The organism is Klebsiella sp. P1954 (assembly GCF_018199955.1).
Lineage (GTDB): Bacteria > Pseudomonadota > Gammaproteobacteria > Enterobacterales > Enterobacteriaceae > Klebsiella > Klebsiella pneumoniae.
The window spans coordinates 1,246,025-1,268,151 of record NZ_CP073373.1 but is presented as its reverse complement, the minus strand read 5'-3'; the positions used below and the strand labels follow the sequence as shown (position 1 = coordinate 1,268,151).

16 protein-coding genes and 1 pseudogene are annotated in these 22,127 nt (G+C 57.4%); 7 read left to right on the top strand and 10 right to left on the bottom strand.

Going from position 1 to position 22,127, the window contains the following annotated elements:
* Nucleotides 1-250: 250 nt before the first annotated feature.
* The gene (gene ompX / locus KB890_RS06195) at nt 251-763 is read left to right on the top strand and encodes an outer membrane protein OmpX (RefSeq protein WP_002895845.1); all 513 of its coding nucleotides are present in this window, start codon (nt 251-253) and stop codon (nt 761-763) included.
* Nucleotides 764-853: 90 nt separating this feature from the next.
* On the opposite strand, the gene KB890_RS06190 is transcribed toward ompX, so the two are convergent.
* Nucleotides 854-2,434, bottom strand: a complete 1,581-nt coding sequence (locus tag KB890_RS06190; RefSeq protein ID WP_020324615.1) for a phosphoethanolamine transferase — start codon at nt 2,432-2,434, stop codon at nt 854-856.
* A gap of 268 nt (nt 2,435-2,702) precedes the next feature.
* Nucleotides 2,703-2,828, bottom strand: a complete 126-nt coding sequence (mntS, locus tag KB890_RS06185) for a manganase accumulation protein MntS (RefSeq protein ID WP_002895851.1) — start codon at nt 2,826-2,828, stop codon at nt 2,703-2,705.
* 185 nt (nt 2,829-3,013) lie between these two features.
* Between mntS and mntR the strand changes: the two genes are divergently transcribed.
* The 4 genes from mntR to KB890_RS06165 all read left to right on the top strand — a co-directional run bounded on the left by mntR (nt 3,014) and on the right by KB890_RS06165 (nt 6,927).
* Nucleotides 3,014-3,487, top strand: a complete 474-nt coding sequence (mntR, locus tag KB890_RS06180; RefSeq protein WP_004176765.1) for a manganese-binding transcriptional regulator MntR — start codon at nt 3,014-3,016, stop codon at nt 3,485-3,487.
* Nucleotides 3,484-4,596 carry an anion transporter gene (locus tag KB890_RS06175; protein ID WP_004176763.1) on the top strand — a complete coding sequence of 371 codons (1,113 nt, stop codon included), beginning with the start codon at nt 3,484-3,486 and terminating at the stop codon, nt 4,594-4,596. Before mntR ends, KB890_RS06175 begins: the two co-directional genes overlap by 4 nt.
* A 169-nt stretch (nt 4,597-4,765) precedes the next feature.
* On the top strand, nt 4,766-6,142 hold the full coding sequence (locus KB890_RS06170; RefSeq protein ID WP_020324614.1) for a glycoside hydrolase family 1 protein: 1,377 nt from the start codon (nt 4,766-4,768) through the stop codon (nt 6,140-6,142).
* A 68-nt stretch (nt 6,143-6,210) separates the two neighbouring features.
* A complete protein-coding gene (locus KB890_RS06165; protein ID WP_004151705.1) occupies nt 6,211-6,927 on the top strand; it encodes a GntR family transcriptional regulator in 717 nt (238 codons plus the stop codon).
* Nucleotides 6,928-7,072: 145 nt separating this feature from the next.
* Here KB890_RS06165 and ldtB read toward each other — a convergent pair whose 3' ends face one another.
* The gene (gene ldtB / locus KB890_RS06160) at nt 7,073-7,987 is read right to left on the bottom strand and encodes a L,D-transpeptidase (RefSeq protein ID WP_002895871.1); all 915 of its coding nucleotides are present in this window, start codon (nt 7,985-7,987) and stop codon (nt 7,073-7,075) included.
* Between the two features lie 200 nt (nt 7,988-8,187).
* Nucleotides 8,188-9,103, bottom strand: a pseudogene (locus KB890_RS06155) (tyrosine-protein phosphatase).
* Between the two features lie 48 nt (nt 9,104-9,151).
* Here KB890_RS06155 and KB890_RS06150 point away from each other — a divergent pair.
* A complete protein-coding gene (locus KB890_RS06150; protein WP_002895876.1) occupies nt 9,152-10,744 on the top strand; it encodes an ABC-F family ATPase in 1,593 nt (530 codons plus the stop codon).
* 534 nt (nt 10,745-11,278) lie between these two features.
* Here KB890_RS06150 and KB890_RS06145 read toward each other — a convergent pair.
* Both KB890_RS06145 and KB890_RS06140 read right to left on the bottom strand, forming a co-directional pair.
* Nucleotides 11,279-13,642 carry a glycoside hydrolase family 31 protein gene (locus tag KB890_RS06145; RefSeq protein WP_017880318.1) on the bottom strand — a complete coding sequence of 788 codons (2,364 nt, stop codon included), beginning with the start codon at nt 13,640-13,642 and terminating at the stop codon, nt 11,279-11,281.
* Between the two features lie 15 nt (nt 13,643-13,657).
* The gene (locus KB890_RS06140; RefSeq protein WP_020325091.1) at nt 13,658-14,959 is read right to left on the bottom strand and encodes an MFS transporter; all 1,302 of its coding nucleotides are present in this window, start codon (nt 14,957-14,959) and stop codon (nt 13,658-13,660) included.
* A gap of 243 nt (nt 14,960-15,202) precedes the next feature.
* On the opposite strand from KB890_RS06140, the gene KB890_RS06135 reads away from it, so the two are divergent.
* Nucleotides 15,203-16,333 (top strand): LacI family DNA-binding transcriptional regulator, encoded by a 1,131-nt coding sequence (locus KB890_RS06135; RefSeq protein WP_004219745.1) that lies wholly within the window; start codon nt 15,203-15,205, stop codon nt 16,331-16,333.
* On the opposite strand, the gene KB890_RS06130 is transcribed toward KB890_RS06135, so the two are convergent.
* The 4 genes from KB890_RS06130 to KB890_RS06115 all read right to left on the bottom strand — a co-directional run bounded on the left by KB890_RS06130 (nt 16,330) and on the right by KB890_RS06115 (nt 22,063).
* The gene (locus KB890_RS06130; protein ID WP_004176744.1) at nt 16,330-17,595 is read right to left on the bottom strand and encodes a DUF1479 domain-containing protein; all 1,266 of its coding nucleotides are present in this window, start codon (nt 17,593-17,595) and stop codon (nt 16,330-16,332) included. The two genes, KB890_RS06135 and KB890_RS06130, sit on opposite strands and share 4 nt — an antisense overlap.
* 139 nt (nt 17,596-17,734) lie before the next feature.
* The gene (locus KB890_RS06125; RefSeq protein ID WP_004212174.1) at nt 17,735-18,550 is read right to left on the bottom strand and encodes a Cof-type HAD-IIB family hydrolase; all 816 of its coding nucleotides are present in this window, start codon (nt 18,548-18,550) and stop codon (nt 17,735-17,737) included.
* Nucleotides 18,551-18,726: 176 nt separating this feature from the next.
* A complete protein-coding gene (locus KB890_RS06120; RefSeq protein WP_004893251.1) occupies nt 18,727-21,159 on the bottom strand; it encodes a formate C-acetyltransferase/glycerol dehydratase family glycyl radical enzyme in 2,433 nt (810 codons plus the stop codon).
* Nucleotides 21,160-21,163: 4 nt separating this feature from the next.
* Nucleotides 21,164-22,063 (bottom strand): glycyl-radical enzyme activating protein, encoded by a 900-nt coding sequence (locus KB890_RS06115; RefSeq protein ID WP_004183492.1) that lies wholly within the window; start codon nt 22,061-22,063, stop codon nt 21,164-21,166.
* Nucleotides 22,064-22,127: the final 64 nt, after the last annotated feature.

The following is a 22,127-nucleotide window of genomic DNA, read 5'->3' as shown; positions in this document are numbered from 1 at the left end:
AGTACAATGGCGAAAACTGCTGAGAAATTCACCAGGCGGTTAGGATTAATCTGGATGCTTGCGAATTTCTTAATGAGCGTTAAGATGTAAGTTAACGCCAAAAATTGTTGTTTTCCATATTGTTACAGAAATATGGAAACTTTTGGTTACATGAAAAAGTATGTTAGACAATGTAAACTCCAAAGAGTTTCCCAAAAGTTTTTGATATATTTAAGGCTTAGGACTTATTAGAAACACATTTGAGGTGGTTATGAATAAAATTGCACGTCTTTCAGCACTGGCCGTTGTTCTGGCTGCATCCGTAGGTACCACTGCATTTGCTGCAACTTCTACCGTAACCGGCGGTTACGCGCAGAGCGACATGCAGGGTAAAGCGAACAAAGCTGGCGGTTTCAACCTGAAATACCGTTACGAGCAAGATAACAACCCGCTGGGCGTTATCGGTTCCTTCACCTACACCGAGAAGGATAACAACAGCAACGGTACTTACAACAAAGGTCAGTACTACGGCATCACCGCTGGTCCGGCTTACCGTCTGAACGACTGGGCAAGCATCTACGGCGTAGTGGGTGTTGGTTACGGTAAATTCCAGAACAACAACTACCCTCATAAATCCGATATGAGCGACTACGGTTTCTCCTACGGTGCTGGTCTGCAGTTCAACCCGATCGAAAACGTTGCTCTGGACTTCTCCTACGAGCAGTCTCGTATTCGTAACGTTGACGTCGGCACCTGGATTGCTGGCGTGGGTTACCGCTTCTAATCACTCCGGTGATATGAAAAATCCGCCTCTCGGGGCGGATTTTTTTTGCCTGCTGACGGCCGGCCCGGGCGACTGGCCGGGCCGGCGCGATTAATTGACTGTGAACTCATCGGTACCGAGGTGATCGTAGTCCACCTTCTGCAGCTGGAAGTTGGTGATGTACACCGGACCGGCCTTTTGCTCAGAGATAAACCGATAGCGTGGGGTAATTTCCGCCGCCTGGATCCCGGTCCACTGGGAGAAGAAACTGAGGAAATCATTCGCCGAACGCTGCGCCTTAATCACTTTATGCGCTTTGTCATCGCTGGATAGCACCATAAACGGCACCTGGAAGTTCTGCTGGAACTTATCATCATGCGCCAGATACTGCACCTCTTTGCCCCGTTCCTTGAACGCCAGACCATGATCGGAAAAATAGGTCAGGGAAAAAGTGTCACCGGAATTTTGCAACTGATGATAAAGCTTAGCCAGCAGCGAATCGGTCTGCGTCATGCTGTAGAGGTAGCATGAGGTCTCTTTCGACTGAACGAAAACCGTGTATTTGCCCTTGGTCCGATCGCAGGCCTGTGGGTGAGAGCCCATCAGGTGCAGGACAATCAGCTGCGGCTGGGTACGCTGGGTTGAGAGCACCTGCTCGGTCAGCTTCAGCAACTGCTCGTCCTGGGTGTTTTTATTGGCTTCGAAATCGCCGTTTTTCAGGAACTGTACTTCATCCGCCCGTTTGGCGATGCTGGCGATAGCGGTGTCGTACTCGCCAATTTGCCCCTGGTTGGAGAACCACCAGGTCTGGAAACCGGCGCGGTTGGCGAGGGTGACAAAGTTATCCTGATACTGTGGTTTGCCATCGACCACCCGGTTAAGCGTCAGGCCGAGCGATTTCTGCGTTGAGCCGCTGGCGGCGATGTAGTTGTTAAACAGATAACCGTTTACCGAGCTGGCAAACGGCGTGTTGTCCCAATGGCCACCGAAAGCGCCGAGGGCATCGCGGCGCGCGCTTTCACCGATCACCACCACATAGAGATGGTATTTTGGCTTTACCGCCAGCACGTGCCAGCTGTCTTTCATGCCAGCCAGCTGCGCCATCCGCGCCTGTTCGTCCAGCACCTCGTTGTTATTCACCACCACGTCTTTGACAAAACGAAAGGCCGGATAACCGGTGTCAATCACCTTGAATACACCGCCCCAGGCAAGGTTTTGCACCGGTTGGAGAAAGAAGATCCCGATGCTGAACAACAGGCCCAGCGTATCCATTTTTCCCCAGCGTGATGGCTCAACGATCCTACGACGAACCGCAATGACCCCGAGAGCGAAGATGAAGACCGCCAGCAGATAGTTGTACCACGGGAAGATGGTCAGGATTTCCGTAGACTCTTCCACGTTGGTGGCGTGCAGCGCCAGCAGAGTGTTGAAGTTGGGGGCACCGTAGGCCTGGCCAAAGGGATAGTACAGAGCCGCCAGCAGGGAATAGGCGCCGACCACCGCTTTCTGGACGCGCGGAAAGGCGCGCCACAGCAGATGTAACACGCAGGTAAATGCCACGGTATAAAGCAGGCTAAATTCATAGCCCAGCGCCAGGTTAATTAACAGCGACTGTAAAAAGTAGAATCCCGTCCATGGGTTCAGTGCCAGTCGGCGGGCGACCAGCGTATCTTTCAGGGTGGTGACATTCATAGTAAACAATCAAAAAGAGGCCATGCGCATCCCCTGGCGTCAAGGGGTAAAACCTGCTGGACAGTGCGTGAAGAGGGTCTCTGCGAGCCGCGAATGTGGCAGGGCTGTGCAAAGATAGGGCTTGTAAATGGTAAGGTCAACCAGACATAACAGATTGTTTTGCGAGGGCGCTTACAAAACTTGAAAAAAGGTCAGGGAAACGGGGGGAACCGGTCATTTTACCGGCAGAAAATGACAGAAAAATGAAGCGGCGTACCGCGACGCCGCCTTAGGAATTGGGTTTGCCCTGCTGCGGTTTACCGTTGATCATCTCGCACAGCATACCGATCAGCATTAATCGTACTTTAAAGGGGGAATGGCTAAACACGTTTATGCACCTCTTGAATTCATTCATCTGCTCTCCTCCTGCCAGTTCGCTCCGTCATTCCCTGATGGATGTTTGCATTATATACAGATATAGCACAGGCTATATTTTATAGCTATGGCTAAAACGTTAATTTTTTGTGCTCTTGGCGCAATCCATTACAATGTGGATCTTTTTATACGATGCTTGACGCGTCACACGAATGAGGAAGCACAATGAACCGTCGCGCAGGTAAGCCAATAACAAAAAAAGTGACGCAGTTAGTGAATGTTGAAGAGCACGTGGAAGGGTTTCGCCAGGTGCGGGAAGCGCATCGCCGCGAGCTGATCGATGACTATGTGGAGCTGATCTCCGATCTGATCAACGAAGTGGGCGAGGCGCGCCAGGTGGATATGGCCGCGCGTCTTGGCGTTTCGCAACCGACGGTCGCTAAAATGCTCAAACGCCTGGCCAGCGTCGGTCTTATTGAACAGATCCCCTGGCGCGGGATCTTCTTAACCCCGGAAGGTGAGAAGCTAGCCCAGGAGAGCCGCGAGCGCCATCAAATCGTGGAGAACTTCCTGCTGGCGATCGGCGTCAGCCCGGAGATTGCCCGACGTGATGCGGAAGGGATGGAGCATCACGTGAGCGAAGAGACGCTGGCGATGTTCCTGAAATTTACCCAAACACAGGGATCTCAGGAAGCATGACTCTTCCCTTCGTCCAGTCGCTGCTGCGCGATCGTTTTCTCCATTTGCTGCTGATTATCGCCTGCGTGCTCAGCGCCATCGTGCCGTTTGTCCCGGCAAGCTGGCCGGCGGCCATTGACTGGCATACCATCGTCACGCTTAGCGGCCTGATGTTGTTGACTAAGGGGATCGAACTGAGCGGCTATTTTGACGTGCTGGGCCGAAAAATGGCCCGCCGCTTTGTGACTGAGCGCCAGCTGGCCATCTTTATGGTGCTGGCGGCGGCGCTGCTGTCTACCTTTCTTACCAACGACGTTGCGCTGTTTATTGTGGTGCCGTTGACGCTGACGCTAAAAAAATGGTGCGCCATCCCGGTGAACCGGCTGATTATTTTCGAAGCGTTGGCGGTGAACGCCGGTTCGCTGCTGACGCCGATCGGCAACCCGCAGAATATTTTGCTGTGGGGACGATCCGGCCTCTCTTTCTTCGGGTTTATCGGTCAGATGCTGCCTCTGGCAGCGGCGATGATGCTGACCCTGCTGGCGCTGTGCTGGTTCTGTTTTCCGGCGAAGCGGCTCAGTTACCAGAGCAGCGACAGGGCGCCGTCATGGCAACCTAAGCTCGTCTGGAGCTGTCTGGGACTGTATGTGGTGTTTCTGACGGCGCTGGAGATGAATCAGGCCCTGTGGGGGCTGGCGCTGGTGCTGCTGGGCTTCCTGGTGCTGGCCCGGGCGGTGATCGTCCATGTCGACTGGTCGCTGTTGCTGGTGTTTATGGTGATGTTTATTGACGTCCATCTGCTGACCCAGCTTCCGGCGCTGCACCAGGTGCTGAGCGGGGTGGGGACCCTCTCCGGCGGTGGACTGTGGCTGACCGCTATTGGCCTGTCGCAGGTGATCAGTAATGTGCCCTCGACTATTCTGCTGCTCAACTATGTCCCGCCGTCGATACTGCTCGCCTGGGCGGTTAACGTGGGCGGCTTTGGCCTGCTGCCGGGCTCGCTGGCCAATATTATCGCCCTGCGTATGGCCAGCGATCGGCGCATCTGGTGGCGCTTCCATCTCTACTCCATTCCAATGCTGCTATGGGCGGCACTCAGCGGCTACTGGCTCTTCAAACTCTGCGCCTGATCTCAACAGAATCGCGCCATCATTCACATCGATCGCCAGGATCGCCTTTCAGGGCGATCTTTTTTTGTCCGGCTCACAGAAACCGATCCCGGCCTTTGCTTACCTTTTCACTTTCCGGTATATGACTAGTCATTATCTTTAAATGACTAGTCATATATCGAGGCGCAGCATGAAGAACAGACTACCGGCAGATTTTTTATGGGGAAACTCCGTCTCCAGCATGCAGACGGAGGGGGCGTGGAACGAGGGTGGCAAGGGGATGTCGGTGTATGATATCCGTCAACCGGCGGAGTTCGCCTCCGACTGGAAGGTGGCGACCGACTCTTATCATCGTTATCGGGAAGATTTCGATTTGATGCAGGATCTGGGCATGAACTGCTACCGTTTTCAGATCGCCTGGAGCCGGGTGTGCCCTGACGGAGATGGCGAATTCAATGAACAGGGGATCGCCTTCTACCATCAATTTATAGATGAACTGATCGCCCGCGGCATTGAGCCGATGATCTGCCTGTACCACTTCGATATGCCGCTGTCGCTGGCGGAGCGCTACAACGGTTTTACCGACCGCCGGGTGATGGACGCTTTTATCCGCTACGGCCAGAAGATGATCGCCTGCTATGGCGACAAGGTTAAATACTGGCTCACCTTTAATGAGCAGAATCTGTACCATTCGCCGGAAGCGTTTCTGATTTCCGGCTATCTGCAGGGGGAGAAGACCCTGCGCGAACTGTATCTGATCCAGCATCATGTGATGATGGCGCACGTCCATCTGACTCACTATCTGCACCAGACGAAGCCGCAGTGTCAGATGGGCGGAATGCTGGCTCACGCTCTGGTCTATCCGGCTACCTGCAAACCACGCGATATCCTCTGCGCCCAGCAGCTGGATGAGTTCTTAAACCAGAACCTGCTGCGCGCCTACGCGGGTGAGGGTTATAGCCCGGAGGTGATGCATTTTGTCGCCGCGGAAGGGTTCGATGATATCTATCGTCCGGAGGATCTCGCCCTGATGGCGACGGTGAAGGTCGATTATCTGGCGTTCAGCTATTACGCCAGCCGCACATTGAACAGCGACGCGATCCCGCCGGGAACGGCGGTCAACAACTATATGCTGTTTGGCAACCAGGATAACCCGTTCCTGAAAGCGACGGAATGGAACTGGCAGATTGATCCGCTGGGCTTCCGGACGATCATCACTCGTTACTATAACGATTGGCGCCTGCCGGTGTTCCCGATTGAAAACGGCATCGGGGTGATTGAGTCCTGGGACGGCGAACATCCCATTGCCGATGATTACCGCATCGCTTACCATCGCGACCATATCAACGCCATGAAAGCGGCCATCTTTGAGGATGGGGCGCAGGTGATCGGCTATCTCGGCTGGGGATTAATCGATATCCTGAGCTCACAGGGCGATATGCGTAAGCGCTACGGCGTGGTGTACGTCAATCGCGAAAACCATGACCTCAAGGACCTGCGGCGGGTGCCGAAGAAGAGCTATGCATGGTTGAAGCAGGTGTTCCGCAGCAACGGCGAAGCGATGTAACGCTGCCCTGGCGGTCAGATGGTGTATCCAGCCCGCCAGCCACTCACTGAATGGATAAGGACCGGGAAATGACGGCGAAGTATCTGCAAATCGCGCGGGAAATAAAAAAACGCATCATCAGCCAGCAGTATCCTGCCAGCGCGCCGCTACCCGACCAGTTTGCGCTGGCGGCGGAGTTCAGCACCAGCCGGATGACCATCCAGCAGGCGATGCGCCAGTTAATCGTCGAAGGGCTGATCTATACCCGTAAAGGGCAGGGCACCTTTGTGCGGAAAAATTTCCTTCAGCTGTCGCAGTGGGAGCTGCCCGGCAGCGACTATTTCGGCGCCACCAAAACCTGGGAGCATCTTGGCGAGGTGCAAAGCGAAGTGGTGCGCTTTGCGGTGCGCTTTCCCAGCGACAAGGAGCAAAGTTCGCTGCTTATCGACGCCGATGCCCCGGTGTATGACTTTGTTCGCCTGCGGCTGCTCAACGGCGAGCCGGTATCGCTGGATCTGACGGTCATGCCGGTGGGGCTGGTGCCGGGGTTAACCAAAAGCCATCTGGAAGGTTCCGTGTTTCGCTATGTGCAGGAGACGCTGGGGCTGAAGCTGATGGGATCTTACCGCGTGGTGCGGGCGATGAAGCCCGGGGAACTGGATAAACAGCATCTTCACTGCGAACCGACCGATCCGGTGCTGGAGGTGGAGCAGGTTATCTATCTGGAGGATGGCACGCCGCTGGAGTACGCCCACTGCCATTATCGCTACGATCACGGCGGGATTATTCTGGTGAATAACGGCTAGGCCGGGGCTCCTGCTGGCGGCTGCGCATAGCGGGGTTACGGCGTGGTAGGGTTTGGTAGCCCGGGCGAGCGTTAGCCGCCTCGAGGGAAAATGCCGATAAAAAAACGGCGGGCATCAGGCCCGCCGTTTTTCTTGTCAGCACAACTTAGTTCAGACGCACCGGCATACCGGAGCGGTTCTGGATAGCCTGCTCAACCACGTTCTGATCGACATCAGACTGGCTGGTAACTGCCTGTACCGGCTGAGTCAGGGTGATCGGCACGATCTCGCCGCCCTGGAACTGCGCTTCGGTGGTCGACAGCGGGTTGTGCACCTCGATGTAACGGCTGCCGTCCGGCTCGGTGGTCGCTTTTACCGGCTCATCGATAAACTGTACGCGGGTGCCGACCGGCACGTTCTCAAACAGGAATTTGATGTCATCGTTACGCAGACGCACGCAGCCGTGGCTCACGCGCAGGCCGATACCGAAGTTAGCGTTGGTGCCGTGGATGGCGTACAGACGGCCGATATACAGCGCGTACAGCCCCATCGGGTTATCCGGACCGGCCGGTACGACGGCGGGCAGCGGGTTGCCGGCGGCGGCGTATTCAGCATGCATTTTGGCGGTCGGTGTCCAGGTCGGGCCGGCCTTCTTGCGTTCGACTTTGGTGGTCCAGTTGATCGGCGTATCTTTACCTAACTGGCCGATGCCGATCGGCAGAACGATCACGGTATTGGTGCCTTTCGGGTAGTAATACAGACGCATTTCCGCGCTGTTGATAATGATCCCTTCATGCACGGTATCCGGCAGAATCAGCTGCTGAGGGATGTTCAGGACGCTACCGCCCTTCGGCAGGTAAGTATCCACCCCCGGGTTGGCTTCCAGCATGTTGGAAAGCCCCATCTGATATTTCGCCGCGAAGTATTCCAGCGGCTGTTTGTTATCATCCGGAATGGTAATGACCTGATTCTGACCAACCAAACGGCTGCCATCGGTTGGCAAAGGATAGGTGACAGCAGACGCTGTATTGCAAAAGCCTACGATGGCGAAGGCTGCCGCTAAGAGTGTAGATAATTTCATAGTCTTTAATGTCGTGTGCGAAATCAACGCCACACAGGCCTTTGTTAATGATTGAGACAGTAGATGGGAGCGCATTATATGTGCATTCCGCTGAACAGGTAAATCAGATGTGTACGAAATCACATTTTTTTCCCTGTCGCCTCGGCTGCCGCGGTCCGGCAGGCGGCCGAAGCATCGCTCGCCGCGCGGGTAACGGGCGGTTACTCTTCCAGCAGCCGGGCCTGCAGCGCGGCGCGAACCGGCGCGGTAAGCTGGTACTCTGCCGCCAGCCAGGCGTCGACGGTGCCATAGCGCTGGTGAATAGCCGACAGCGCGGCGGCGAGATAGGACTCTTTTACCGTCAGAATATCCGCCAGGCTTTGGCGCCCCTGGGCAGTGAGGTCGTTGCCGAGCAGCTCCAACATCCAGGCCTCCACCTGCGTCAGCATGCCGTGGGTAAGGAGATACTCCTCCATCACCGTTTCGCTGTCGCAGCCGACGGCGAACAGCGTTAACGCGCAGCCGACGCCGGTGCGATCTTTGCCGACCGCGCAGTGTTGCAGTAAAGCGCCTTCAAAAGGCGTGGTCAGCCAGGCGGCGAGCTGGCGATAGGCCGGGTTGTTAAACGGCAGCTGGCGGTAGAGTTGCAGCATAAACTGCTCGCCGTTCAGCGCGTTAAGGGTGGCGGCATTCAGCTCGGTGACCTTCGCATTTACCTCGCTCACCGGCGGATTGGCCGGCGCGTTAAGATAATGGGTAAGCGGGCTAAGCTTGTCCGGAGTACGGGCTACCTCTCCGGGGTCGCGATAGTCGAGCACCCGGCTGAGCGGCAAAGTATCGAGGTGGTTGAGATCCTCCGCCGTTAACCGGTTTAGCGCGCCGGATCGCAATAGCTTGCCGCTGCGGACGCGGCGTCCGTCGGCGGCAAGCTGGCCGCCCAGGTCGCGAAAATTGATGCCGCCCTGCAGGGATAAAAAAGCCGGGTGTCGCGATAGGCTGCTGGTCATGGGACTCCTTATAAATACGTACAGAATAACCGTTTGAGCGCGGGTTTCCGGCTCATCTGACAAAGACCTTAGCACAAGCGCCGCGGTGGAATTTACCGCAGGCCGTGAAAAGTGTGTCATTTGCTGGCATAATGTCTGCTGTATCACACCCCTCATACTCTTTTTTCAGGATATCCCCGTGCTAGTATCCAGCAACGTTACCATGCAGTTTGGCAGTAAGCCGCTGTTCGAAAATATCTCCGTTAAATTTGGCGGCGGCAACCGTTATGGTCTGATCGGCGCCAACGGCAGCGGTAAATCGACCTTTATGAAGATCCTCGGCGGCGATCTCGAACCGACGCTGGGCAACGTTTCTCTCGACCCGAACGAGCGCATCGGTAAGCTGCGTCAGGATCAGTTTGCCTTTGAAGCGTTCACCGTGCTGGATACGGTCATCATGGGCCACGGCGAGCTGTGGGAAGTGAAGCAGGAGCGCGATCGCATCTACGCCCTCGCTGAGATGAGCGAAGAAGATGGCTACAAAGTGGCCGACCTGGAAGTCAAATATGGCGAAATGGACGGCTACTCGGCGGAAGCGCGCGCCGGCGAACTGCTGCTCGGCGTCGGCATTCCGGTTGAACAGCATTATGGCCCGATGAGCGAAGTCGCGCCGGGCTGGAAGCTGCGCGTCCTGCTGGCGCAGGCGCTGTTTTCCAATCCGGATATCCTGCTGCTCGATGAACCGACCAACAACCTGGACATCGACACCATTCGCTGGCTGGAGCAGACGCTGAACGATCGCGACAGCACCATGATTATCATTTCGCACGACCGTCACTTCCTGAACATGGTCTGCACCCACATGGCGGATCTCGACTACGGCGAGCTGCGCGTGTATCCGGGCAACTACGACGAATACATGACCGCGGCCACCCAGGCGCGTGAGCGTCTGCTGGCGGACAACGCCAAGAAAAAAGCGCAGATTGCGGACCTGCAGTCGTTCGTTAGCCGCTTCAGCGCCAACGCCTCTAAATCGCGTCAGGCCACCTCGCGCGCGCGCCAGATTGACAAAATCAAGCTGGAAGAGGTTAAAGCCTCCAGCCGTCAGAACCCATTTATCCGCTTCGAGCAGGATAAGAAACTGTTCCGTAACGCGCTGGAAGTGGAAGCCCTTACCAAAGGCTTTGATGAAGGTCCGCTGTTCAAAAACGTCAACCTGCTGCTGGAAGTGGGCGAAAAGATCGCCATTCTGGGCGCCAACGGCGTGGGTAAATCCACCATGCTGAAAACCCTGGTAGGCGAACTGCAGCCGGACAACGGCAGCGTGAAATGGTCTGAAAACGCGCAAATCGGCTACTACGCGCAGGACCATGAGTACGAGTTCGAAAACGACCTAACGGTCTTCGAATGGATGAGCCAGTGGAAGCAGGAAGGCGATGACGAGCAGGCAGTACGCAGCATCCTCGGCCGTCTGCTGTTTAGCCAGGACGATATCAAAAAGCCGGCGAAGGTGCTTTCCGGTGGCGAGAAAGGGCGCATGCTGTTCGGTAAGCTGATGATGCAGAAGCCAAACATCCTGGTGATGGACGAACCGACCAACCACCTGGATATGGAGTCGATTGAATCGCTGAACATGGCGCTGGAGATGTATCAGGGCACCCTGATCTTTGTCTCCCACGACCGTGAGTTTGTCAGCTCGCTGGCGACCCGCGTCCTGGAGATCACTCCGGACCGCGTGATCGACTTCAGCGGCAACTACGAAGACTACCTGCGCAGCAAAGGTATCGAGTAATCCCTGTCCGTTACCCGGGTAGCGGCTACGCCTTACCCGGGCGACACGCGGTGCCGTTTTTTTGTCGGGTGGCGGCTAACGCCTTACCCGACCTATGGTTCTTGCGACCTGCCTTTAATGTCTTCACCGCGCTGGCTGAAACTGCCGGTGTTGGTGGCCTCAAAATCGCTGAGACGTTCCCGGAAGGCCGGGGCAGCCCGCATGGATGCGGGCTGAGGGCCGTGTTTTGCACGGACGCTGCCTCGGCCCGACCCGAAGCCTGCAGGGATAAGTCGAAGGTACCACGAAGTGGCGATTTTGGCGGCCAGAGCCTGGGGGTACAGGGGGCGGCGGCGACTGGCCGCCCCCTGTGCGCTCCCGGCGCCATGAGAGACATAACGCAGAAGAAATATCGGGAGCGCAATCTGCTCTGAAATAATAAAAAACAACTGTTTTTCCCGGACCAAAACCGTTGCAAACCGAGAACAGTAACCAAGGTCCGTACGGCCTGCTTTTAATTTATTTACCATGCTGGCTGAAACTACCGGCCTATGGTCAGAACCTCCACTCCGTTCCTTCAACGCCATTCACCAGCAGCTTACGCTTTTCTCCTACCGGTAATGACAGCTTCAGCGCTTTCCACGCCGGGCGATAGTTGCCGCGGGCGTTGATATCCAGGTTTATGCTGCTGGCGCTGCAGGTCATTTCCCACTCCAGCCATAGCGCATCCCCCTGTTTATAGCCCCAGCTTTCGCCGTCGTCTTCAAACAGCAGACCGCGGGTTGAGCCGGTACCTTTCAGCGGGAACAGCTGCAGTTCGCGACTATCGTCTTTTTGCGCATCGACATGGCTGATACGTTCACTAAGCGGCAGACCAGCGCCGGCGCGGACCAACAGCGGCAGTTTTTCCAGCGGCGCGTCCAGCATCACCCACTGGCCGCCGGCGAACCACTGATGGCTGTAGAAATCGTACCAACCGGCCTGATTATCCGGCAGCCATACTTCACGCTGGCGGGCGCCCGGCTCGACCACGCTGGCCACCAGCAGGTCGCGGCCCAGCAGGAAGTCATCGCATTCGGCGAAGGTCTGCGCATCGTGCTGGTGATCGAGGAAGGTCGGGCGGAGCATCGGCTCATCATCAGCATGCGCCTGCCATAGCAGAGTGTACAGATAGGGCAGCAGGCGGTAGCGCAGCTCAATGGCTGAGCGGATCGCCGGAGTGATGGCCGGATACATCCATGCTTCGTTTACCGTCTGGTCGTCATTCCACGAGTGAATAGTAAAGCGCGGATGCATGACGCCATTTTGTACCCAGCGCACAAACAGTTCCGGCTCGGGTTTATCGCCGGAGAAACCGCCGACGTCGTGGCCGACGTTAAACAGCCCGGAAAGGCTCATCCCCAGGCCCATGCGGATGTTATAGCGCAGCGTATCCCAGTTGGTGCGGTTGTCGCCGCTCCAGGTCTGGACGTAGCGCTGCATCCCGGCGCAGCCGGAGCGGGAGATCAGATATGGGCGCTTTTGCGGCGCAAAGCGCTGCTGGGCTTCCAGCGAGGCGCGCATCATCAACAGCGGCATCACCGGGCGAATATGTTTGATGGCGATTTCGCGGCCAAAGCCGTAGCAGCGGGCTTCGCCGTCCCATACTTCGTATTCGTTATTATCGTTCCAGGTCGAATCGATGCCCATCTCCAGTAGCTGGGTGGTCACGCCTTCCTGCCACCAGGCCACGGTTTGCGGATTGGTGAAATCGAGATGCGACCCTTCATCATCCCAGAAGCTGGAACGCTCCGGAGCGTCAGTTTGCGAATCGCGAATGAAGAGACCGCGCTCCGCCACCTCGCCGTAGCGCGGGTGATCCTGCAGCAGGCACGGTTTGATATTGGCGGCCAGCTTCAGCCCGGCATCGTGAAACGACTGGCTCATCACTTTGGGCTGCGGCACCTTGTCGTAGTTCCAGTTAAAGACGTAGCGCTTGCCGTTGATTGAGGTATAGCCGGAAGAGAGCTGGAACGAATCGCAGGGGATCGCGTGCTGCTCGCACAGGCGGATAAAGTTCATCAGCTGATTTTGCGCATCCGGCGCGTCGGTATAGTGCATGGTGGAGCCGCTGTAGCCGAGGCTCCATTTGGGTCCAAACAGCGTTTTACCGGTCAGGCGAACGAAGGCTTTGGTCACATCCAGCACCTGCTTACCGGTAAACAGGTAATAATCGATGTCGCCGGCTTCCGCCTGCCAGCGGCGATAGGCGGTGTGGTAGTTGTCGATCTCGTTCCCCAGATCCAGCCAGCAGCTGCTCAGGTTGTCATAGAACAGGCCGTAGCTGATATCGCTGCGCTGGGTGATGGTGAACGGAATATGTTTATACAGCGGGTCAGTGCTGACGGCGTTGTAGCCCATGGCATCGAGGTTACGCATCTCATAGCGTTTACCGGTGCGCTGCAGGTCGCCGGCCTTTTCGCCCAGGCCGTAAAAACGCTCATCTTTGCGGCGGCTCAGATAATGGGCGACGCCGTCTCCGTGGGCATTCGCCAGATAGGCGCTGGTCGGACGGTCATTGGCAAGCGGCTGCCATTCGCCGGCCTCGTCGCGATAGCTCCACTCCAGCCACAGCGGCTGGTGAACGGTGACGCGCAGCTGGCGGGTGGCGATAGTCAGCGTATCGCCCTCCCGGGTCAGCTGCCAGGCCGGGAGACTAAAACCGCTGAGGTCATCCCGGGCGCGGCCTTCCCACGGCACATCCTGCTGCGGAGCGATGCTCCAGGTGCGATCCAGCGCCAGCTGGCCCTGGCGTTTTAGCAGGACGCGGAACAAATTCTCTTCCAGTACGTACAGGCACAGGGTGTGCTGGCCATCGACCGTCAGTTCAACGTGATGCTCCAGCTGTTGATGCAAACTCCAGTGTTTCAGCGTCTTCATATCTTACATCCACTCTCAGGCGCGCTTGGCGCGACGTTCAGCAATAAATGCCACCAGGAAAACGGCGCCAATCAGGTCAAAGAAACCCATGGCGATAAATAGCGGGTTGAAGCCGATTTTGTCGGCGGTCACCCCGATTAATAACGAGAACAAGAAGCTGGCGATCCACGCTGCGGAGCCGCGCATACCGTTGACCGTCGCCATTTGTCCCTTGTCGAAAGACTCCACCACCAGCGCGCTGAGCATGCAGGAGATGATCTGATGGCCGAAGCCGCCAATGGAGATCAGGATGATGGTGATATAGGGATCGCGGGTGATGGCGACGAGGGCCAGGGAGAGCATCAGGAACGCGCCGGTTACCGAGCTGGCGATCACCGAGTTCACTCGCGTACAGCCGAACCAGCGAACATACAGGCGGGTGAGGTAGCCGCTGACCACGCTGCCGAGATCGGCGGCGAGAAACGGCAGCCAGGCGAACATGGCGATCTGCTTCAAATCCATGCCGTGCTCTTTCGCCAGGTACAGCGGCACCCAGAAACTCAGCACCGCCCAGGCGGGCTCGGCCATAAAGGCGGGAATGGCGATCCCGTAGAAACATTTATTTTTCGAGACGGTTTTGAGCGCGGTAAAGAAGGGCTGTTTTACCGGCGGGGCTTCGTTATCCTGTTTGATGTACTCCAGCTCGCTTTTGCTGAGATTGGGGTGCTTTTCCGGGGTCTGATAGAAGGCCCACCATAGTATTACCCACAGTAGCGCCAGCGCGCCGGTAAACATAAACGCCCCTTGCCAGCCGAAGGAGGCGTGGGCGAAGTAGATGATCGGCGGGGCCAGCATCGCGCCGATGGAGAACCCAACGCCAGCCCAGCCGGCGGCAATCGGGCGTTCAGATTTCGGAAACCATTCGCCGATGGTTTTGGCGTTGGCCGGAGTAGCGGCCGCCTCGGCCCCACCCATAAAGAAGCGCAACATAGCCAGGTGCAGCCAGCTACCGGCCCCGGCGTGGGCGATACAGGCCAGCGCCCACAGGGTGGCGCAGATCATAAAGCCAAGCTTCAGGCCGATGACGTCGATAAGCCAGCCGCACAGCGGCTGGAAAATCGTGTAAGCCAGCTGAAACGCGCCGACGATCCACGAGTATTGTTCGGTAGTAATGCCGAGGGTCGCTTTTAGTTCCGGCGCGATAATTCCCAGCGAGTTGCGTGTGATGTAGTTGACGGTAACGCCAAGTAAAAACAGGACCAGCACCCACCAGCGCAGGTTTTTCACTACCCGGCGCGTTTTGCTGACGGCGATATCATTGTTGAGGCCTTGACTCATAGCACACTCCACAAGACGTTTGTAGGGGGAAAGTGACGACCTCTTTCCCTGAGTGGTCACATGGTTTTTTTTAACTATTTGAATAGTCTATTTTTAATCTCAACATCATTGGTATAACTAGTATGGGAGATGTTGGACCAATTCAGGCTAGGGCAGAAAAATCGTCTGGCAAAGCGCTATTTATGCAACTTTTTTCATGAAATGAGCGAGATCGCATATTTGACAGCGGAATTTGCTTGTAACGTGTGCTTTGGCGATTATGAAAATTCTTTCATTTTTCAATCGGAGCTGGATCACAAAATGGATAAAAAGCTGCGCGTCGCCGAAATTGCCGCCCGCACCGGGCTATCGCCCAGCACCGTTTCACGCGTCCTGGCCGGGAAAGCGAATACCAGCGACAAGGCGCGCCGGGCGGTGCTGGACTGCGCCCGCGAGCTGGGTGTCATGCAGGGGTTGGCCGCCGGGCGTCTGCTGCTCAATCATCTGCTGGTGTTTGCCCCGCAGCGCGCATTCGATGAGCGATCGGATATCTTCTACTACCGGGTGATCCAGAGTATCAATAACGCGCTGGCGGCGCATGAAGTGCGCCTGCGCTACTGCGCGCTGGATGAGAACGACAGCGACGCCAACCTGTTTCTTGCCCGCATGAATGAACCTGAGACCCAGGCCGCGGTGCTGCTGGGGATCGACGATCCGCATATTCATGGCCTGGCGGCGGATCTGGGCAAACCCTGCGTATTGATCAACTGTCGGGATGAAGGGATGCGGCTGCCGTCCATCGCTCCCGATCATCGGCTGATCGGCCAGTGCGCGGCCCGCTATCTGTTTGATATGGGGCATCGGGCGGTGATGAACGTGATGTGCCTGCGCCGCTATACCATGGAGCTGCGGCTGGGGGGGATTCAGGAGGCGTGGCGCGCGCGTAATCTGCGCTTTACCGCCAGCCGGGATCTTATCAGCGTCGCCAACTTTAGCGCCAGAGAGACGGAAGAGCAGGTGGGCGCCTGGCTTGACGGCTTACAGGGCAGGCCGTTGCCCACCGCCTTCCTGGTGGGCGGCGATTTTATGGCCGCCGGCACCGTCAGCGCATTGCAAAAGCGTGGCCTGCGGGTGCCGCAGGATGTCTCGGTGATGAGCATTGACGGATTTAATCTGGCGGCGATTCAGGAGGTGCCGCTGACCGCGGTGCATGTGCCGCGGGATGAGCTGGGCAGCGAGGCGGTGCATCTCCTGCAGCAGCGCCTGCTGCGCCCGGAGGCGCCGCACGGCTCGCTACTGCTGCATGGCACGCTGGTGGTACGCGATTCGGTACGGCGGATCCGGCCGGGCAAAGGCCATACCGCCGTCGAGCCGCAGGGGCTGTATGACGATTAGACCGGCATACCCAGCGCCCGTTTGCCGTGGATATTCAGATCCTCCAGGGTGAAGCGCCCCTGCCAGCTGGCTTCATAGTCCTCGCGCGGGAAATCCCCCGGCGAGGCGCCTTTTTCCAGGGCGATTTTCACTTTCTGCGCGTAGGCGAGGTTCTTCTCGCACATCGGCGCGGCCGGAATGTACATCACATTTCCCCAGCCCTGCTGATTTTCCACCGGCGCCACCGAGTGAATGATGTCGCAGTGCCACCAGACGGAGTCCCCGGCATTCAGCGCTGGAATCGAGCTTAACGCTTTAATCAAGAGCGGGTGCCACTGCTCAGAGATCGGCAGCACTCTGCCCGGCGCGACGCCGCACAGCTCATCTTCCGGCACATCGTCGAGCAGGGGGCGCAGTAGCACATAAGCCATCGCCTCCGGGATTGGCACCACGTGCAGCAGCCCCTGACCCGGGATCATGTCCGACAGCGCGGTCCAGCCCTGGAAGGTGCGGAACACCGAGCATTTGGTGGTGTTGTCGACGGTATACTCTTCCACTTCGGTACGGTGCGCGGCGTCCCACGGGTCGTAGGCGTCGATATTGCCATTAAAAACGTTGGCGAAAACCTGCTGATAGGCGGGAAGCAGCCAGCGCTCCAGCGCGCCGGAATCGGTATGCGCCCCCAGCCCCTTCGAAGTGGTTCCCGGCGGGCGGCGGCGGATGCGGTCGGGATAGATCACGCTGACGTCCGGATCGAACCAGCGTTTGCCATTCTGTTCAAAACGCCACAGGCGGTTGAGGAAAGATTGCACTGCCGCCATTTCATCGCTCTGCCGCGCCTGCATTTGCGAGGGCGACCAGTAGATCGGGTAGATCTCCGGGCGCGAAGCCTCCAGCGAACCGAAGAAGCTGTCGCCAGGCCCTTTGTAAACATCATCGAAATGATTGCGATCCAGATATTCCAGCATCGCGGTATCCCACGCCAGCGCCTGTTCGCGTGGGAAGTGGCCTTTAATCACCGCGCAGCCCCGGCGCTTAATGGCCGCGCGCTGCTCATCGCTCACTGTTCCTTCGGCGATATCGCGGAACGGAACGGTTGGCCAAACCTCCTGGCCTGCGGCTTTCAGTGTCTCAATCTCCTGCAGCCGCTCGCTGATGCGCGCCGAGAGCTTATCGAACACCGCCTGGACGTCGCCAATTTGCGCCCGCAGGGCCTGTTTCATCTGGCGAATCGCCGCTTTGTGATCGGCGGGAAGTGTTTCGTGGGTCGGGAGAGCAGCCATAATAACCTCGCTGTATCTTTCATTCGAAAGTATCAAATCTTACACACGTTAATTTAAGTTAAAATGGAGTTAATGCAAGTTTAAAATCTTGCTGCGGCGCACAAAATGGAAAACCGGGGCGCGATGCCCCGGCGAAGGGTCAGGCGTTGAAGGGCGGGGTGTTATCGAGGACGGCCTGGATAACGTTCAGCGCGCCGTCATGGTTATTATCGTCGGTAGCGTAGCCGGCGATGGCCTTGATGCTGTCGGCAGCGTTACCCATGGCGAAAGCGTATTTCACCAGCTTCAGCATTTCGGCGTCATTGCCGCTGTCGCCGATGGCGACGCATTGCTGCGGCGAAAGATCCCAGCGCTTGAGCAAACGGCTGATGCCGTTGGCTTTATGCAGGCCAGGGATAATCAAATCGACAAAGCCAAAGCCGCTGGTGACCGGCTTCATGATGCCGTCGAGCGACACGTGCAGTTTATCAATCAGCTGTGGGATCTCGCTGTCCGGCAGGTTGAGAGAGAATTTAAACAGCGTATCGTCGATGGCGTGATAGTCGCTCACCCGCTGTAGGCGATGGTAGTGCTTCGACATTAGCTCAACAAAGGCGTCCGGAGCTTTATCGCTGACGTAGGCGCTCTGCAGGCCGCAGGCGACAAAGTTGAGCTGCGGATCTTTGAGCAATTCGCCAATCACCACTTGTGATTCGTGGCGGGTCAGTTCGCCGTGGAACAGCTGCTTGCCATGTTCATAAACCAGAGCGCCGTTTTCTGCGACGAACGAAATCTGCTCGCGGATCTCCGGGAAGAAGGAAATCAACTGATAGTACTGGTTGCCGCTGGCGACAACGAATTCAATACCTTGCTGCCTGAGCTGCGCAAACTGGGCGAGGAAACGCGGGCGGTCGTACTGCTTGGCGTCATTGAGAAAAGTTCCGTCCATATCGGTGACGATAACTTTAACGGTCATAAGAGAGTGCTCCTGGCTTAACTTCGACCAGTAACATTCTAATTACAATGTGATGAGGAGCACAAATTTATTTCGAATGAAAGTTCGCGCATTCAGAAAATGCCGGAAGGGCATGTCTTTTCCGGCCTGCAGAACAGGGTTGGCCCGCTAAGCATAGCGCCAGCGGGCACGAAGGATTACAGCGTATGTTCGGTACGGGCGATAATATCGTCCTGGGTATCCGGCGACAGGGCGGTGAAGAACGCCGAGTATCCAGCGACGCGGACCACTAAATCGCGGTACTGGTCAGGATGTTTCTTGGCTTCCAGCAGCGTGTCGCGCGACACGATGTTGTACTGGATATGCCAGCCTTTGTGCACCTCGAAGAAAGTGCGCAGCAGCACCATCAGCTTCTGCTTATCGGACTCGTTCTCCAGCGTTGACGGATTCAGCTTCTGATTAAGCAGCACGCCGCCGAGGATCGCCCCGGTCGGCAGCTTGCCCACCGAACTGATAACCGCCGTCGGCCCCAGATGATCGGTACCGGAGGCCGGGCTGGCCCCCTCCGCCAGCGGGGTATGCGCTTTACGGCCATCCGGCGTCGCCATGGTCTGCGCGCCGAACGGGACGTTAGCGGAAATAGAGGAGGTGCCAGCGTAATAATTGCCGCCAATCGGGCCGCGGCCATAGCGCGGGTTGTGATACTGCTTCAGCTCGTCGATATAGGTCTGGTAGGCCCGCGCCAGCAACTCGTCGACGCTGTCATCATCGTTACCATACTTCGGCGCGCCGTTGATCAACCGCTGGCGCAGCTGCTCGTGGGTCAGACCGTCGAAATCTTCCGCCAGCGCCTTCGCCAGCTCCTGCTGGCCGATGGCGCCCTGATCGAAGACCAGTTTTTTCACCGCCGCGAGGCTGTTGCCGAGGTTGGCGATACCCACCTGCAGGCCGGAAACCCAGTCATACTTCGCGCCGCCTTGCTTAATGCTTTTCGCCCGTTCGATGCAGTCATCGACCAGCGCCGAGCAGAGAATATCGTGGACGTTCTCTTCCAGCATGGTATCGACCACGTACTCAATCTCGATGGATTTACGGGTGTAGTAACGAATCTGGCGGTCCCAGTCGGCCAGCACCTGATCGAAGTTAGCGAAGTTGCCTTTCGACAGGGCGTGCTCCTGCGGCAGGAACACCTGACCGCTGGTGGCATCGCGGCCGCCTTCCAGCGTCGCCAGCATCACCCGCGCGAAGTTAATAAAGCTCATGCCGGTGCAGCGGTAGCCCCACTTACCGCCGACCGCGGTTTCGATACAGCCGATAGCCGCGTAATCGTAGGCGTCCTGCGGCTCAATGCCCAGCTTAATGAATTCCGGGATGACGATTTCATCGTTGTTAAACGCCGGCATGCCGAAACCGCAGCGTATCACCTGGACGCAGGCGTCGAGGAAGTCGTTGCTCATCCCGGCGTGGTAGCGCACGCTGAGGTTCGGCTGGGTAGAACGCAGGCGACCACAGGATTCGAGGATCGCATACGACAGCGGGTTGACCGCGTCCTGCGGCTTACCATCCACCAGATTCTGGCCGCCGATGGTGACGTTCTGGTATAGCGGGCTGCCGGCAGAGGCTTTGGAGTGCGAGCCGGAACGGATCTTATTGACCTCCAGCAGCTTCAGCCAGCAGCTGTGCAGCAGCTCAATGGCCTGTTCGCGATCCAGCGACTGTTGCAACTCAACGTCGCGGCGGTAGTACGGGTAGAGGTACTGGTCCATACGGCCGAAGGATACCGAATGGCCATTGGATTCAATCTGCAGGATAAGTTGAATGAAGTAGCATAGCTGCAGCGCCTGCCAGAAGGTTTTCGGCGGCTCATGGGCGATGACGTCGCAGTTTTCGGCAATCGTCAGCAGTTCGTGGCGGCGTGATTCGCGGGATTCTGCTGTCGCCATCTCGCGCGCCAGCGCGGCGAAGCGTTTGCTGTGATCGCTGACCGCTTCCAGCACGATATCAATCGCTTTCAGGAACTGCTCGCCATGCAGGTCTTCCAGTACCGTCAAATTGATACGCGAGCGGCGTTCGGCGACTTTCGCACGCATTCCGTCGAGCCCTTTCTCCAGCAGCAAGGGGTAGTTGACCGCGAGGTGAGCATCCCCGGAGGTCATATTGCCTTCCGCCTTAATAATGCCGGTGGCGAGCAGCGCCTTTTGCTCATCGGTGAACATACCGTAGCAGCGGTCTTGTACGGTCTGGCCGCGCCACCATGGGCACACTTCATGCAATACGCGTTTATTCTCCTCGCTGACCGAGAAGCCGGCGCCGGGGCGGTCGGCGAGATCGTCGATCTCTTTCTCAATCCAGCTGACGGTGTATTCCGGGAAAATAGGCGCGGCGCGCACTTCGCTGGCCTGGTTACCGACGATCAGCTCATCGTGCTTGATCCAGATGGTGCGCTCCGCCAGGTGGTGAGCCAGCGCCAGCGCGCGGCGCACCGGGATCGGTTTATCGAGATGCCGCTGATACATCTCCGTATAGTGGCGGGCGCGCTCGGTACAGACCGGCGGCTTGACGATATGCACCAGCGCCATTTTATGGGCCTGGATACGGGCGCTGAGGGTGTTGAGCTTCAGGGTAGTCATAGGGTTATCCTCGTAATATCGCCGTTAGCCCCTTGCTTTGCGCATAATCCTGCGCGAAGGCGAGCAGCTCAGGAGCGTCCAGCGGTTTGTCCGGTGCGGTGTAGGGCTGACTGAGTAACTGGTATTTGTTCATTCCCAGCGTGTGGTACGGCAGGTAATGGATCTCGCTGACCTGCAGGCGATCGGCGGCAAAATCGGTGATCGCGGCAATGTCGGCTTCGCTGGCGTTGAATCCCTGGATCAACGGCACGCGAATAATCATTTTTTTCCCCGCCTGCGCCAGACGCTGCAGGTTATCCAGCACCCGGCGGGCGCTGCCGTCGGTCCACTGCTGAAAAACGGCCTCGTCAACGTGCTTCAGATCGGCGAGAAACAGGTCGACAAAGGGTAAAGACGGTTCAATGTATTTCCACGGCACGTGCAGGCAGGTTTCCACGGCGGTGTGAATGCCTGCCTGATGACTGGCTTCGAACAGCGCTTGCGCCAGCGTTGGGTTCATAAAGGGTTCGCCGCCGGAAAGAGTGATGCCGCCGCCGCTGCGATCGTAGAATGGTTTATCACGCAGCACCGTCGCCATGATCTCCTCGACGCTCTTCTCCTCGCCGCACACCGTGAGCGCGGTGGTGGGGCAGCAGTCGCGCAGCGCGGCGATATGGCTGTCGTTAACGTTTTGCCGGTGAATGATCAGGCCATCGAGGGTGCGGGTGATAACCGCCGGCGCCGCCTGCTGGCACAGCTCGCAGCCGGCCAGGCACAGCCGCGAGTCATACAGCAGATCTTCGCTACGGGCGCGGCTCTCCGGGTTCTGGCACCAGCGGCAGCCCAGCGAGCAGCCTTTCAGGAAGACGACGGTGCGGATCCCTGGGCCGTCATGGGTGGAATAGCGCTGGATGTTGAAGATCATGGCTTATTCTCTTGTTTGCGTATGAATATAAAAACACTTTCGAATGAAAGTAATGTTGACGCAA